This is a genomic window from Halobacteriovoraceae bacterium (assembly GCA_020635115.1).
GTDB lineage: Bacteria > Bdellovibrionota > Bacteriovoracia > Bacteriovoracales > Bacteriovoracaceae > JACKAK01.
In genome coordinates this window covers 115,218-130,725 of sequence record JACKAK010000002.1, presented here as the reverse complement: position 1 = coordinate 130,725, position 15,508 = coordinate 115,218, and the positions used below count along the sequence as shown (strand labels likewise).

Annotated in this window: 13 protein-coding genes; all 13 read left to right on the top strand. The window is 32.5% G+C overall.

Annotated features, from left to right (window positions below):
• The first annotated feature begins 1 nt into the window (after nucleotide 1).
• The 13 genes from H6622_02900 to ftsA all read left to right on the top strand — a co-directional run bounded on the left by H6622_02900 (nucleotide 2) and on the right by ftsA (nucleotide 15,502).
• Nucleotides 2-1,078: a phospho-N-acetylmuramoyl-pentapeptide-transferase gene (locus H6622_02900; protein ID MCB9060455.1), complete on the top strand. Its 1,077-nt coding sequence runs from the start codon at nucleotides 2-4 to the stop codon at nucleotides 1,076-1,078.
• A gap of 28 nt (nucleotides 1,079-1,106) precedes the next feature.
• On the top strand, nucleotides 1,107-2,489 hold the full coding sequence (gene murD, locus H6622_02895) for a UDP-N-acetylmuramoyl-L-alanine--D-glutamate ligase (protein MCB9060454.1): 1,383 nt from the start codon (nucleotides 1,107-1,109) through the stop codon (nucleotides 2,487-2,489).
• A 10-nt stretch (nucleotides 2,490-2,499) separates the two neighbouring features.
• Nucleotides 2,500-3,609, top strand: a complete 1,110-nt coding sequence (gene ftsW / locus H6622_02890; GenBank protein MCB9060453.1) for a putative lipid II flippase FtsW — start codon at nucleotides 2,500-2,502, stop codon at nucleotides 3,607-3,609.
• Nucleotides 3,610-3,798: 189 nt separating this feature from the next.
• Nucleotides 3,799-4,335, top strand: a complete 537-nt coding sequence (locus tag H6622_02885) for a response regulator (protein ID MCB9060452.1) — start codon at nucleotides 3,799-3,801, stop codon at nucleotides 4,333-4,335.
• Nucleotides 4,336-4,353: 18 nt separating this feature from the next.
• Nucleotides 4,354-6,357 carry a methyl-accepting chemotaxis protein gene (locus tag H6622_02880; GenBank protein ID MCB9060451.1) on the top strand — a complete coding sequence of 668 codons (2,004 nt, stop codon included), beginning with the start codon at nucleotides 4,354-4,356 and terminating at the stop codon, nucleotides 6,355-6,357.
• A 14-nt stretch (nucleotides 6,358-6,371) separates the two neighbouring features.
• Nucleotides 6,372-8,150 (top strand): chemotaxis protein CheA, encoded by a 1,779-nt coding sequence (locus H6622_02875; protein MCB9060450.1) that lies wholly within the window; start codon nucleotides 6,372-6,374, stop codon nucleotides 8,148-8,150.
• Nucleotides 8,151-8,648, top strand: coding sequence for a chemotaxis protein CheW (locus tag H6622_02870; GenBank protein MCB9060449.1), 498 nt, complete (start codon nucleotides 8,151-8,153; stop codon nucleotides 8,646-8,648).
• Between the two features lie 5 nt (nucleotides 8,649-8,653).
• Nucleotides 8,654-10,582 carry a chemotaxis-specific protein-glutamate methyltransferase CheB gene (gene cheB / locus H6622_02865; GenBank protein MCB9060448.1) on the top strand — a complete coding sequence of 643 codons (1,929 nt, stop codon included), beginning with the start codon at nucleotides 8,654-8,656 and terminating at the stop codon, nucleotides 10,580-10,582.
• Nucleotides 10,583-10,987: a hemerythrin family protein gene (locus H6622_02860; GenBank protein MCB9060447.1), complete on the top strand. Its 405-nt coding sequence runs from the start codon at nucleotides 10,583-10,585 to the stop codon at nucleotides 10,985-10,987.
• Nucleotides 10,988-11,088: 101 nt separating this feature from the next.
• Nucleotides 11,089-12,468 carry a UDP-N-acetylmuramate--L-alanine ligase gene (locus H6622_02855; protein MCB9060446.1) on the top strand — a complete coding sequence of 460 codons (1,380 nt, stop codon included), beginning with the start codon at nucleotides 11,089-11,091 and terminating at the stop codon, nucleotides 12,466-12,468.
• Nucleotides 12,461-13,366 carry a hypothetical protein gene (locus H6622_02850; GenBank protein ID MCB9060445.1) on the top strand — a complete coding sequence of 302 codons (906 nt, stop codon included), beginning with the start codon at nucleotides 12,461-12,463 and terminating at the stop codon, nucleotides 13,364-13,366. The genes H6622_02855 and H6622_02850 overlap by 8 nt, the downstream gene beginning before the upstream one ends.
• Before the next feature lie 96 nt (nucleotides 13,367-13,462).
• Nucleotides 13,463-14,191, top strand: a complete 729-nt coding sequence (locus H6622_02845; protein ID MCB9060444.1) for a cell division protein FtsQ — start codon at nucleotides 13,463-13,465, stop codon at nucleotides 14,189-14,191.
• Between the two features lie 72 nt (nucleotides 14,192-14,263).
• Complete coding sequence (gene ftsA, locus H6622_02840) at nucleotides 14,264-15,502, top strand: cell division protein FtsA (GenBank protein MCB9060443.1); 1,239 nt, start codon at nucleotides 14,264-14,266, stop codon at nucleotides 15,500-15,502.
• Nucleotides 15,503-15,508: the final 6 nt, after the last annotated feature.

Genomic DNA, 15,508 nt, shown 5'->3' with positions numbered 1-15,508 from the left:
TATGTTTTATCACTATCTTTACCAACTTTCTGATAACTACACTGTATTCAACATCTTTCGCTACATTACCTTTAGATCAGTCATGTCTTTTTTAGTGGCCACGACAGTATCAATTTTATGGGGAAAATTTTTTATTCGGTATATGCAACGCAAACAATTTGGGCAAATCATCAGAAATGAAGGGCCTGAGTCTCATTTTAAAAAGGCCGGAACACCAACTATGGGTGGAGTGTTCATTATAGGTACTGTTTTTATCAGTATATTCTTATGTGGAAATTTCTTATCAGCTCCTTTTTTAGCTACTTTATTTGTACTGTTTTCATACTTTGTCTTAGGCTTCATAGATGATTATACGAAAGTACTTAAAAAAAATACTAAAGGGGTTTCAGCTAAAGGAAAACTTGCATGGCAGTTTTGCACTGCCTTACTAGTTGGTTATTTTCTTATTCAAAAAGAAATCATTGATACAAATCTGTATCTACCCTTTGTGAAAGGACCTGTTATTGATTTAGGATATTTTTATATAATTTTTATTTCCCTTGTCGTTGTTGGTTCAAGTAATGCTGTCAATTTAACCGATGGACTTGATGGCCTGGCCATTGGACCAATCATTACCAGTGCGGCCACTCTTGGGTTAATGGCATATGTTGCTGGGCATAAAGAACTTTCTGAGTATCTTTTAATACCCTATGTCGAAAATGTCGGTGAGTTAACTATTTTTGCAGCGGCCTTAATTGGTGCCGGAGTAGGTTTTTTGTGGTACAACTCGTATCCAGCGCAAATATTCATGGGGGATGTGGGTTCCCTATCCCTCGGTGGCGTATTAGGCATAATGGCCGTGTGTACAAAAAATGAATTCCTCTTTTTCATAATTGGAGGAATTTTCGTAATAGAGACTTTATCGGTCATATTACAAGTAGGTTCATATAAGTTAAGGAAAAAGAGAATATTCAAAATGGCCCCGATACATCACCATTTTGAATTACTCGGATGGCCCGAACCGAAAGTTATAGTAAGATTTTGGATCATAAGTATATTTTTGGCCATATTTGCAATTGCTACTTTGAAGATGCGTTAAAAGTTAGAAGATATTGTTGGAGAGATTGATGGAAAGATTTAGAGGTAAAAAAATTCTCGTTGTAGGCATTGGCAAAACTGGTTTTGCCCTTATTAATTTCTTTAATAAGCTCGAATGCGAAATTCGTGTGACAGATATAAAACCCATTTTTGATTTAAATAAAGCAGTTAAAAAGTTAAAGAAAATTAAACCTGCACTTCTTATGACTTTTGGGGAACACCGTGAGGAAGATTTTTTAGAAGCAGACGTTGTCGTTTACTCACAGGCCGTTGATCCAGATCTTCCTCAATTGCAATTGGCCAGACAAAATGAACGTGAAGTTTATAGTGAATTTGAATTAGGAAATTTATTGTGCACTAAGCCTGTGATTGCTATTTGTGGAAGTTATGGAAGAACCACTGTGGCACATATGATAGGATACACTCTTAAAATGGAAGGGAAAAATTGTTTTGTTGGAGGAACTCCCGAATCTCCTTTTATTGAATATTCAACAATGCCAAATAAAGAAGATGTAGACTACGTAATTGTTGAAGTTTCTGCTGTGAATATGAAATCTCTTCGAAACTTCCGCCCAAAAATGGTTGTCTTTACAAATATCACTGATAAACATCCAAGCAAGCAATTTAAATCTACCGGCGAGTTTATTGAAACTAAATTGAGTATTACTAAAGCGCTTACGCCAGAAGAAACACTTGTCATTAATTTTGACTCCTTGGCCAATAATACATTTCTAAGAAATGCAAATTGCCAAACCTACTGGTATTCAAGACGTTCTTTTATGAAAATGGGTGTCATGAATGAAATTCAAGGAACTCATTTTCACGATAGACGAATTCACTCAAATATAAATTATCATTCTGAATTTAAAGTAAACCGGATGAGAATCGTTGGACAGGAAAACAGAGAAAACTTACTCGCTGCAATTACTGCTTGTAAGGCATTGGATGTTTCTGATGAATCTATTCAGTTATGTATAGAGAAGTTTCCAGGTATTCCACACCGGCTTGAATTTTTAATGGAAAAAAATGGAGTGTCTTTCTACAATGACTCAAAATCTGAAGACATGCCTTCTTTATGTCACTCTCTCGAGGCCTTTAAGTCACCTGTGATTTTAATTGCAGGAGGTAAGGATGATGAAGAAATCGACTATGAAGAATATGCTGATGAAATAATTGCAGGTTCTCGTGTTCTTGTACTGGTTGGAGAGTCTAAGGAAAGATTCAACCGGGCCGTGGGGGATCATCCTGCTACATTCATTGTGGGTTCTTTTGAAGAATCAGTCTTATTTGCTTATCAAAAATCTAGAACAGGTGATACAATAGTACTCTCTCCCGGAAATCCGGCCACTGACTTTTTTAGGGATTATGAAGAGAGGGGAAATTACTTTAAAAAGTTAGTTTACCAACTTTAGGAGTATCAATGTGGAATATGGAAGTTCTACAAAAAATTTAAATATTAAAATATTCTATGTTGTACTGGCCATGCTGACTATTTTTGGTTTAATCATGGTCTATTCTTCAAGTTATATTTTTGCAAAAGATAGCTTCGACAATTCTCTTTATTTTATTAATAAGCAATTATTATTTGTTGCAACTGGAGTTGTGATTGCTTTTTTTGTATCAAAAACAAAAATTACTTTCTGGTTAAAATATTCTTCTGCTTTCTTATTGTGTTGCGCACTAATGGTTCTATTTACCTTACTACCCCATATTGGAATCGAGGTAAAAGGTGCTACCAGATGGATAAATGTAGGCTTGTTTAATTTTCAACCAAGTGAGATATTCAAATTTGTTCTTTTACTATTTTGTGTTGATTTTTTTGGTAGATTTGAACAATTCAACTCTAAAGAAAAGATTAAAAAGGGAATATATATATTATTGTCGACATCGTTGCTATTAATTCAACCTGACTACGGGTCTTTTTTTATATGCATTTGTATGGTTGGTTTAATTTGTTTTATATCTAATTTCCCAAGGAAACTTTTTTTTATACTTCTATCAGTCAATTCTATATTAATAACTATTTTGTTATTTACAAAAACCTACAGAGTAAAAAGACTTTTAACTTATCTTGATCCCTGGGCCGATGCTCAGTCTTCTGGTTTTCAGATTATCCAATCTTACCTTGCGTTTGCACACGGAAGTATTTTTGGACAGGGCCTAGGTAATAGTAATGAAAAACTCTTTTATCTTCCTGAATCTCATAATGATTTTATTTTTAGCGTGATTGGTGAGGAATTTGGTTTTGTTGGCATTTTAATTTTAAGTCTAATGTTTCTAGTACTATTATATGTTGGGTTAAAATTATCCTTTGATGTCCAGGAAAAACTATTTGGGCTAGTAATGAGCTCAACTTTGTTTTTAATCATTTTTCAAGCATTTCTCAATATGGCCGTAGTCCTTGGTCTTTTGCCTACTAAGGGGTTGAATTTACCATTTATTAGTTATGGTGGATCTTCGTTAATTTCCAACTTTTTCGGTATAGGACTTGTACTTTCAAGTTATAATAGTTCTTTAAAAAGAAATTTCTAAATTTTGACTTTCTTCTTATTAAATAATTGCGATATTCATAAGTAGCTATCGTTAGGATAAGAAAAACTTAAGAAAGTAAAAAGTTTTGTTCAGGTATAAAATTCTACTTAAAAAAATATTGTAGATAATTCTATATTTATCAAAAATAAACCGATAAGCATTCATAATTTAACAATTTAAAACGGGGATATTTATATTATTAATGAAGGTCTTAATCTCCTTATTGTAGATGATGAAGAAAGTCTAAGAAGTATTTTAAATGATATTCTTTCAAAAGAATTTGAAAACATATTTGAAGCAAGTGATGGAGATATAGCAATTGAAATTCTAAAAAATAATAAGGTAGACATTATCTTGACAGACATCAATATGCCTAATGTAAGTGGAATTGAGTTATTTGATTTTGTCTTAGAAAAAAAAATAGATGTCGAACTCTTATTTATTACAGGATTTGCAGATAAAAAGATGAGTCAACTGATGATGAGAAAAGGCGCTTTCGATGTTATTGAAAAACCGTTTGAAGAGGATTTAGTACTTGGACGTGTGAAAAATGCTAAATTCAAACTTGTAAGAAGAAGACTTGAAATGATTTTATTAGAATCAATTGCGAAGATGTTAAATTTTAAATCTCCTTCAGGCACTGCGCTTGTCTCAGATAGCAAAAGAATTGAATATTTTAGAGCTCTCATAGGCCTAATGGAAGTAAAAAATAGAAAAATTTCTTAGATAGAAGAAGGTTATATTATGAAAAAGAATCAATTATCATTAAAAGTACAGATCTCTCTATTAGTAGGAATACCACTACTTGTGTGTTTATTTTTACTTGGACACAATTTATCAAATATAAATAGTAGCTATTACGAGTATCACAAAATTGATGGACATATCATTATAGTAAAAAACATTTCAGATGTTGTAGATGGCCTTCAAGTTGAAAGAGGTTTATCAGCTGCGTTCATAAATGGTACAGATAATCAAACAAAATTAATAAGTCATAGACAACATGTCGACTCATTAATTTCTGAATTTAAAGACAAATTATCGAGTCTAGATAACATCAGTGATGATAAACAACTAAAAGATTATCTAAGCGAATTAAGTAAATTAGCAAGTTACAGACAATGGGTAGATGGGAAAAACGAGATACAAACACATTTAAAAAATTATTCGGGACTAATATTTAAATTACTTTCTCATTATACTTATATAGGAAAATTGTCAAAAAATTTAGGCTTTACTGATAGTATGCTTAGTTTAAGAATTTTAGAAGAAGGAAAAGAAAATTTAGGAAAATTAAGAGCAAATTTATCTGGTGTATTTTCAAAAAATACTGCAATAGATGAGAAAAAGAAAAATACTCTTATAAATTTATACGTGGGTGTCAACTCCAACCTTAAGTCTCCAATTGTAAATCTATCCAAAGCAAATCAAAGAATTGTAAATGGACTCTATGAACAAGCAAATTTTATTACTATAAATGAAAAATACAATTTAGCATTAGAACGAGCAGAAAAGGGAAATTTTAATGTCGATGTGGTTAAATTTTTTACTGTTATTTCGTCGGCAGTAAATGATTTAAAAGTTCTTGTTGATACAGAATTGGAATATATTAATGAAAAAATAATTCAAGAAACTATTTCAGAAAAAAGACAATCACTTATTTGGATGACTGTTTTAAGTATTTTAGGATTCGTTGCGATTACACTTGTATGTTTTTTCACGATTAAAAAACTTAATAATTTACTTACTCATCTGATTTCAGATTTGAAAAAGAGTTATAATGTTGTCTCAAGAGAGTCTAAAGGTCTTGCTGAAAATAGTATGAGATTAGCTGAATTATCCACTGAAAATTCTAGTGCTATTCAAGAAACAGCGTCCTCTATTGAAGAAATTTCATCAATGGTCAGAAACAATGTGAGTGAAGCAGAAAAATCTAAGGAAATTTCTGACGAGGCCTCAAAAATTTCAAATATAGTCGGACAAAAGATGAATGAATTAACGGGGTCAATGAATAGCATTATAAAAAGTAATGAAGAAATATCGGGATTAATTAAAATATTTGATGAAATTTCATCAAAGACAAAAATTATAGATGATATTGTTTTTCAAACTAAAATTCTCTCTTTCAATGCATCTGTAGAGGCAGAAAGGGCCGGAGAGCATGGAAGAGGTTTTAGCGTCGTTGCAAGTGAAGTAAGTAATCTGGCCCTATTAAGTGGTAAGGCCGCGAAAGAAATTTCTTCAATTGTCAAAGATAGCACAAAAGCAGCTGAAAAAGTTGCAAGTGAAAACAAAGAAAGAGTTCTACATGGTAATGAAATCTTAATAGATGTAAAGAAATCAATTGAGGAAGTTATTAATGGACTTGAAAAAATCAATAAAAATGCTGATCAAATACTTGTTTCGTCTAAGGATCAAGCTGATGGTATAGAACAAGTAAACGAGGCCGTAAGCGAGTTAGATCTTGCAACACAACAAAATGTGTCTTTATCGGATAAGTCATCTTTATCAGGACAAGAACTTTCTAAACAGGCTCAGCAATTAGGCGCTGTTGTTCAAAAATTAACTGATTTAGTTCAAGGTGAAGATTTAAATGGATTAAATAAGACATTGACTGATAATGATTCGATAAGTTCTCCAAATAGTGTTTTAGAATTTAAAAATAAAATTGAATATGATCACAACCACTCAGCTCAAGTTGCTGGAAGTGACATTGTATCAAATGAAGACGAATGGAATAAACTCTAGACCTGGGAAATTCTATGATCGATTCTGATGATGATTTTCTAAACGAGATAAGAAACGACTTCCTGGCCGAGGCAGGAGATATGGTGGAGCAGGCAGAGGAATGCTTTATTGGCTTTGAAAAAAATCCTAATGATACTGAAAATATGGAACATATTCTTAGACTATTTCATAGTTTAAAAGGATCTAGCTTTGCTGTAAGTTTTGACAACTTGGCCAACTTTTCACATAAGGCCGAAGACTTTATAATCGCCATAAAAAATAAAGAAATTCAACCCAATGAGCAGGCCGTAGATACCCTCCTTTTTTGTAATGATATAATTGCAAAAGGAATAAAGACATTAAAATCAGGAAAAGATGATTCATCTGTCTACGAAGAAGCGTTGGCCAGGTTGCAACAATTTTCAGATAATAATGAGTTACATATTGTAAAAGAAGTTCTACCTCAGCCTAAAAAAGAAGACAATAGATTTGATAAAACTGAGATGAGTGATGAAGACGCACTAAGACTTATTAAAGAAATGCAAGGAGAGAGCTCTCAGAAAGAAGAAGAGAAGAAAACACAAAAAATTCAAGAAAAAGAATCGTTGAAAGATGTACAGAAGTCAAATGACAGTCAAAAAGATGTAGATAATTCAATAAAAGTAGGAATGGATAAAATTGATAATTTACTTGATTCGCTGGGAGAACAGATAATTTGGCAAAAAAAGATGAGTTATCTTCTAAAGGGAGATGTAGAAAAAAATAAAGAAGAAATATTTTCAGTGGTTCATAATCTAGAAAAAATAACATACGAGCTACAACAAAATTCGATGTCATTAAGAATGATAAATTTACAAACAACGTTTCGAAGACTTGAAAGGGTTGCGAGAGAAACATCAAAGAATTTATCAAAAAAAATAAATTTTGTGAAAGAGGGTGAAAATAATGAATTAGACAAGACGATTGTTGATTCATTGATAAATCCATTAACTCATATGATAAGAAATGCAATCGATCATGGCCTTGAAGAAAATAAAGATCGTCTGTCAATAGGTAAACCAGAAGAAGGTTTAGTAAAACTTAAAGCTTTTAGACAAGGTGGATTTTTTTTCATTGAAATTACTGATGATGGTAAAGGATTAGATAAAGAGGCCATTTATCAAAAGGCCATTAGCAAAGGAATTATAAGTAAAAATGATGAGTTAAATGAAGGACAGATATTTAATCTTATCTTCACAAATGGATTTTCAACGAAAGAAGTTGCAACAGACGTTTCGGGACGAGGTGTTGGAATGGATGTTGTGAAGCAAATGTTTCATACACTTAAGGGTTCTTGCGAGATACGCTCTGAAAAAGGAAAGGGAACGACTTTCTCTGTTAAGCTTCCGTTAGCTCTTGCAATGTTTCAGGGGATTATACTTAAAGTCTCTGACAAACAATTTATCATGCCAAATTCTGATTTTAGAGAAACTGGTGAAGTTAGAATTTCAGAAATACAAGAAACAAATAAATCAAAACAAGTTATAAAGTATAAAAATACAGTAATGCCTGTGATTTCTTTGAGAGAGAAATTTAAACTTGGCACGTACAATGGTGAGCAGCGATGTCTTGGGGCAGTGGTTCCATTTGAAAATAAAGAATATATCCTTTTGTTTGATGACCTTATATCTCAAGAAAGGATTGTCTTAAAAAAATTACTTCCCAACGTTGAAAGTATAAATGGAATTGTTGGTGGTACAATCCTTGGAGATGGTAATGTGGCGCTTGTTTTAGAAACGAGAGAAATAATTGAAAATTATAAACTGGGTGCTTAAATGAACGAACAAGAAAATAATTTAAAACAACTCAAAATTAAAAAATACCTGGAAGTTTCTATTCTGGATAAAAAATACTGCATCCCTCTCAAGGATGTACGAGAAGTTGTCCCTAGATTTGAAATATCTACTGTACCTTTAACTCCAAAGTATTTTAAAGGTCTAATTAATTTACGAGGTAGAATCCTTTCAGTAATTGATCTTGGGCATAGACTTAACTATAAAGATATTGAGGTTGTTCCTAAAATGACTTGTATTGTAATCGTTTCAATTGGTGGAATTGAGATAGGTGTATTAGTTGAAGAAGTTCTTTGTGTTTGCAGTATAGAAGATAAGGATATAGAGGAAGTCTCAACAAATGATAAAAATAATGAATTTATAACTGGAATTATTAAAACTGATAATTCAGGTGAATTAAGATTTTTAATAGATCTTTCAAAGGCACTAGATATCAAAATTATACAGAGCATGATGTTAAGTAATGCTACAGGCACATAATAAAAATGAAAGATTTTGATAGACTCACAAGAGACGAATTTGATTATCTAAAGAAATATCTTTTAAATAAAACAGGTATTGTCATCTCTGATAACCGTGAAGTTTTTTTTGAAACAAGGTTATACCGATTTCTTTCAAAACACCAAATCAAAACATGGTCGGAATTGATTTCTCTGCTTAAACAAAACAAGGCAGTAGAAATAATTGAAGAATTTATTCCCTATTTAACTACAAACAAGACTCATTTTTTTAGAGAAATTGATCATTTTAAATATCTCGATAATGAGTTTTTACCAGAAATTGAAGAGAAAAAAGATATTTATGCTTGGTGTGCAGCATCTTCAACAGGAGAAGAAGTATATACAATTTCAGTCGTTCTAAATGAGTATTTTTCAAAGAAAAGTAATAAACCAAATATATACGTACTTGGTTCAGATATTGATTACAGTGTCCTTAATATAGCTAAACGAGGGGTTTATTCACATATTAAGATTGACAAAGAACTTGATGTTTATAACTTAAAAAATTATTTATTAAAAGGTTCAGGGGTAAACTCAGGACACTATAAATTTGTTGATCAAATTCAAAAAAACACGAAGTTTATGGAAGTGAACCTTATAGACAATTCAACCTTCCCCAAAATGAAATTTGACATTATTTTTTTAAGAAATGTCCTCATTTACTTTGATACTCAAACCGTAAAAAAGGTCGTTCAAAACGTTTCACATTGTCTAAATGATCAGGGTGTTTTAATTCTTGGATTATCTGAAGGATTAAAGATGGATATCCCTCATCTTGAATATTTAGGAAAATCTATCTACAGAATGAGATCTAGAGTTAAAATAAAGAATTCATCTTCAAATGAATCAAAACATAAGACATTGAGAAGTATCAATAATAAAACGGTATTGATAGTTGATGACTCAAAGTCAATGCAAAAAATTTTAAAAAAAGTGATAGAAGAGAATTCAGACATGAAAGTAGTTGGACTTGCTGATAATGCAAAACATGCAAGTGAACTCATTGAGCAATTAAAACCAGACGTTTTAACACTTGATATGAAAATGCCTGATATTGATGGGATTGAATTTCTAGAAAAAATTCTTCCACAAATTCAACACGATATGGGGGTTGTTGTCGTCAGTTCATATAATAAAGATGATTTTAATTTTTGTTTAAGAGCACTGGAACTAGGTGCATTTGAATATCTTGAAAAACCAGCGTTTAAAAATATGAAAAATATGGCACCTCATTTAATAAGTTGCCTGAAAAATGCTCCCAAATTTAGAGAAATTCTTAAAATAAAAAAGAAAATAACAAGAAATAAAAGCAGAACATCATTTCATAATGAGAATGATTTAATTGTCATTGGCGCCTCTACCGGTGGCGTTGTTGCTATAAAAGACCTTTTAACACAATTTCCAAATCATATTCCTCCGGTTGTGATAGTTCAACACATTCCAGGTTTATTTTCAAAAAAGTTTGCAGACAGATTAAATGATCTTTATGAATTTAGTGTTGTGGAGGCCTCAGATAATCAAGAAATATTACCTAATACTGTCTACATTGCACCTGGAGGGAAACAACTAAAAATGAAATGTATTAATGGCAGATATAAAGTTCAAATTACAGATGATCCGCCAGTTAATCGGCACAGACCTTCTGTTGACTATTTTTTCAATTCTTTAAGTGAATGCATTCACCAGGATACAAAGGTATATGCAATTATTTTAACCGGCATGGGCAGAGATGGTGCATCTGGACTACTCAGTCTCAAAAAGAAAGGCTGTTTTACCATTGCTCAAGACGAAGAATCGTCAGTTGTCTTTGGGATGCCAAGGGCCGCAATTGAACTTGAAGCAGCAAATTATATCGAATCTTTAGAAGATATTCCGAGCAGAATTTTTGATTTGATCAAAAAAAAGGCGGCATAGATGAGTTTTAAATGGAATGAAAAGTTCAGTGTTGGAATTAAAAGTATAGATAATCAACATAAAAAAATTATTAATTATATAAATAAACTATCAGCATTGAAAAAAAAGAAATATCACGAAGAAAGTGTTCTAGAGATATTAACTGAGTTAAGAAAATACATAAAGTCTCATTTTGCTCATGAAGAAAAATTATTTCATGTAAATGGATATCCTGAAACATTTGAACACTCAAATGCTCACAAAAAATTTAGCGAATATATTAATAATTTCTATGAAGAAGTGATTTCAAAAAAAGCAGTAGATATCGAAAAAATGGAGTCTTATCTCGTTAGCTGGTTTATGGAACATATTTTAGTTGAAGATAAAAAGTATGAAGAGTTCTTTAAAGAGCATAATGTCATTTGAGTAATTTCTTACATAAATTTTACAGAAAAACAATGCGGCGCATAGTACAAATCGGTTCAATTCTTGGTAAATAAGACCAATAATTGAAAGGTTGGTTCATTGTGATAGATACGAGAAAAGACATCAGTATTCATTTTATAGGAATTGGCGGAATCGGCATGAGCGGAATTGCAGAAGTTCTTGTAAACTTAGGGTATAAAGTGACGGGTTCTGATATTTCTGATTCGGCGAATACGAATAAACTCCAAAGCTTAGGTGCAACAATTTTTATAGGACATGACGAAAAAAACATTCAAGATCAAACAGTGGTGGTCTACAGTTCTGCAATTGATAATACAAACCCAGAAATTAATAAAGCTCGAAATCTTAAAATTCCTATCATGAGACGTGCTGAAATGCTCGCAGAGCTTATGAGACTTAAATACGGTATTGCCATAGCTGGAACTCATGGAAAAACAACAACGACAAGTATGCTTGCTACAATTCTTAAAGAAGCAAATAAAGATCCTACATATATTATAGGTGGTATTGTTAAAAATCTAAAAGGCCATGCTAATGTTGGAAAAGGTGACTACCTTGTTGCAGAGGCCGACGAATCAGATGGATCCTTTTTACTATTAAATCCGATTATGTCCGTGATCACAAATATTGATAAAGATCACTTAGATCACTATGGTAGCGTTGAAAATTTGCACGAGTCTTTTTTGAAATTTGCAAATAAAGTTCCTTTTTATGGTGTTTGTGCAATAAATGCACATGATCCAGAACTCATAAATATGCGTAGTGAAATTATAAAACCAACCATTACATTTGGTATAAATACTGATTCAGATTATATTGCAAAAGAAGTTGTTCAAACCAAAGATTCTTGCGCTTTTAAGCTTTTTTATCAAAATGAGTATCAGTGCGATTTTAAAATTAATCTACCAGGTGAGCATAACGTTTTAAATGCATTGGGTGCCTTGGCGTTGGCACATTCAATGAATATCGATTTCAAAACGATTTCACTAGGCCTTAGTAAATTTGAAGGCGTTGGTAGACGTATGCAAACTGTTTATAAGTATAAAAATTTTGAAGTCATTGATGATTATGCTCATCATCCAACTGAGATTCTCAAAACTTTAAAAACATTAAAAGACACCAGAAAGAACCAAAAGATCATGGCCATATTTGAGCCACACCGTTTTTCAAGGACTAAATCCTGTTGGAACGAATTTCTCCATAGTTTTAATTACGTTGATAAAGTCGGTATTTTGCCAATCTATCCTGCTAGTGAAGCACCGATTGAGGGCATTTTAAGTGGTCGCCTTGTAAAAGATATAAATGGACTTCATCCGAATTTGGCAGAAGAGCTGCAGGGATATTCAAATATTAGAAAATATATTCTAGATAACAAAGAAGAAAATGCAACGCTCATTGTTTTAGGTGCAGGCCCAATCAGCAGAAAAACTTCAGAAATTGTGACTAAACTTAATGAATAATCAACTATTAAAAATATTAAATAAGATTTCAGACATATCGGTAAAATTAGATTGTGATCTCTCAGGGCATTCTACAATGAAACTTGAAGCAAGGGGAGATCTTATTTTAGTAAACACGGAGTTGGCACTTATTCATTTGCTGAAAGAATTTTATCCAATAAAACAGAAATATAATGTCTTAGGTTGGGGTGCAAATCAATTACTTAAAAGTCGATCTCCTTATCCCTATATAAAACTTGATTTTGAATTTGATAAAACTTATCTTGACTCTATACACGAACTATATGAATTGCCGGCCTCAGTATCTCTTGCTGGACTTACTAAACATGCTTCAACTTTTAATTTGAAAGGTTGGGATGTATTTACCGGAATACCAGCAAGTCTTGGTGGTGCAGTCTTCATGAATGCAGGAACAGGGCTAGGTGAAATTGGCACATTAGTTGAAAAAGTTAGAATTGTTCATTGTAATGGAATTGTTAGTGAAATTAAAATGAATCAAGATTCATTTAGCTATAGAAAAAATCATTTCCTTAAAACTGGTGATATTATCACTAAAGTTTGGCTCAGAAATCAAGGAATAGATAAAGAAGTAAATAAAATTATTAAAAACTATCTTCAAAAAAGAAACCAAACACAACCAATGAACCAGAAAACCTGTGGATGTGTTTTTAAAAATTATCAATCAAAAAAAATGAAATTTTTGGCCGGAGAGTGTATTGACCTACTTGGATTAAAGGGCTGGACCTATAAAAACCTCAGGATTTCAAATAAACATGCAAACTTTATTGAAAATCTTGGCGGTGCTAATTACGAAGAAATGGTCGAATTCATTAAACTTATTCAAAAAACTCTACAATTGCACTATGGAATAGTTTTCGAAACAGAAGTTAAATTTTAATTATCTTTTTAAACCGAGCTCTCTTGTCTGACATTCAAAAGATATTTTAAAAAATTGAAATTTCAATTAAAATAAATATGTAACAACGAGAGGCCTATGAAATACCTACTGATATTTTTATGTTTAATACAACTACAAGCAAACGAACCCAAAGAAAAATTAAAATATAGAACATCTTTCGGGCAATGTCCTTCTAAGGTTGCTGGAGCACTTACTCTACAATTGGTGAAAGAATTTGAAAATAATCGTTCCCTTTTAGATGTAAAAAAGAAAATAATAGACGACAATTTGGTGGAAAAGCATTTTCTCTCACAATATGAAATCAATTTTAATCCAGTTAAAAAAGAATTGTTCTTTAATCTTGAGTGTCCAAGTCCACTTATGAAAGTACAAATCTATAAGGATGGTGGACTGGATTCATATGAAGCGATTCTTGTCGATAGTGGTGAACTTTTTGATCCAACTTATGAAGTCTTATTGCGATCCGAACATAAAATAAAACATGATTTACCCTCTTTAGCATTACCTGTAGGTGATTTTGGAGAAGAAACTCAAAAGCAAGTCACAGATCTTTTCTCAGATATGTCTCCTAGATTCAGACAAAAATTATCAGAAATGATTATCTCCGATAAGAAAGATCTAACAGTGATTTTATCAATTAATGGAAACCCCTCAAGTGTCTTTCTTGGGCAGGGTGATTGGAGACATAAGTTTAAAAAGCTTGATAAAATAGTTACTTACATGGAACAAAAGAATAAAGTTCCAGCAATTATAAATCTTACAAACTCTAAGAAAGTAGTTGTAAAGTTCAACGAGTCCCTTTAGCATTAAAGAGTAGGAAGTTTATTCCTACTTGTGGAATGAGTCTGCAAATGTATTGAGAAGAGGATGTCTCGTATGAACGAAAAGAAAGTCATTGTTGGCCTTGACGTTGGTACAACTAAGGTTTGTACAATCGTAGGCGCCAAAAACACTAATCAAGAACTTGAAATTATCGGTATTGGAACTCATCCAAGTCACGGACTTAAAAAAGGTTCCGTCGTCAATATTGATAAAACCATAAGTTCCATAAGATGTTCTATTGAAGAAGCTAAATTAATGGCCGGTGTAAATATTCTTGAAGCGAGGATTGGAATAGCAGGAAACCATATCTATAGCTTCAATAGTTCTGGAGTTGTAGCTGTTAAAGGCACAGAGATTACACAAGAGGATATTGATCGAGTTCTTGAGGCGGCCAAAGCAGTTGTCATCCCTTCAGACCGTGAAATTCTTCATGTTATACCACAGGAATATCGAGTAGATAACACGAGAGGAATTAATAATCCTATCGGCATGTGTGGAGTGAGACTTGAAGCGCACGTACATATTGTTACTGGTGCAATTTCACTAATTCAAAATTTAGTAAAATGTGTTGAAGAAACTGGTATTCACGCTGAGGCGATAACACTTCAGCCACTAGCTTCTTCTGAAGCAGTACTTACTGCTGAAGAAAAAGAAATGGGTGTTGTTCTTGTTGATATCGGAGGAGGAACAACTGATATTGCTATTTGGAAAGATGGGAGTTTAATTCATTCTCAAATTATACCAGTTGGGGGAAACCATTTTACAAACGATTTGGCAGTCGCCTTAAAAGTTCCACATACTGAGGCCGAAAGAATAAAAATTAATCACGGATCAGTACTTGCTGAAAAATTAAATCAATCAGCACATATTACTGTACAAGGATTGTCGGGAACACGACCAAGAGAAATTCGACTTAGCCTAGTCGCTGAGGTTTTAGGAGCTAGAGCAGATGAGCTCTTTAATATTATCAAAGATATCGTCTCTGAAAGAAGTGAGCAGCAAGAAATAACTGGTGGGTATGTACTGACTGGTGGTGGGGCCCTTATTAAAGGTCTTCCCGAACTTGCAGAATATATCATAGAAAGGCCAACAAAAATTGGATATCCAAGGCCATTTGGAGGGATGACAAATGTTATGCAAAATCCAAAATTTTCAACTGTTCTTGGTCTTTTAATTGAGTCAGACAAAAGCAATCGACATGTTGAAGAAAAAGAGCGACACTATTCCAAGCAGGGTGATTTGATAGGGAAGTTGAGTGACTCTCTGAAAAATGTCTTTAGAGAAATATTTTAACCCTAA

Excerpts from the sequence above, each read along its gene's own strand:
- H6622_02900 (MCB9060455.1), top strand. The coding sequence starts at position 2 with ATGTTTTATCACTATCTTTACCAACTTTCTGATAACTACACTGTATTC.
- murD (MCB9060454.1), top strand. The coding sequence starts at position 1,107 with ATGGAAAGATTTAGAGGTAAAAAAATTCTCGTTGTAGGCATTGGCAAA.
- H6622_02880 (MCB9060451.1), top strand. The coding sequence starts at position 4,354 with ATGAAAAAGAATCAATTATCATTAAAAGTACAGATCTCTCTATTAGTA.
- H6622_02875 (MCB9060450.1), top strand. The coding sequence starts at position 6,372 with ATGATCGATTCTGATGATGATTTTCTAAACGAGATAAGAAACGACTTC.
- H6622_02870 (MCB9060449.1), top strand. The coding sequence starts at position 8,151 with ATGAACGAACAAGAAAATAATTTAAAACAACTCAAAATTAAAAAATAC.
- cheB (MCB9060448.1), top strand. The coding sequence starts at position 8,654 with ATGAAAGATTTTGATAGACTCACAAGAGACGAATTTGATTATCTAAAG.
- H6622_02860 (MCB9060447.1), top strand. The coding sequence starts at position 10,583 with ATGAGTTTTAAATGGAATGAAAAGTTCAGTGTTGGAATTAAAAGTATA.
- H6622_02850 (MCB9060445.1), top strand. The coding sequence starts at position 12,461 with ATGAATAATCAACTATTAAAAATATTAAATAAGATTTCAGACATATCG.
- H6622_02845 (MCB9060444.1), top strand. The coding sequence starts at position 13,463 with ATGAAATACCTACTGATATTTTTATGTTTAATACAACTACAAGCAAAC.
- ftsA (MCB9060443.1), top strand. The coding sequence starts at position 14,264 with ATGAACGAAAAGAAAGTCATTGTTGGCCTTGACGTTGGTACAACTAAG.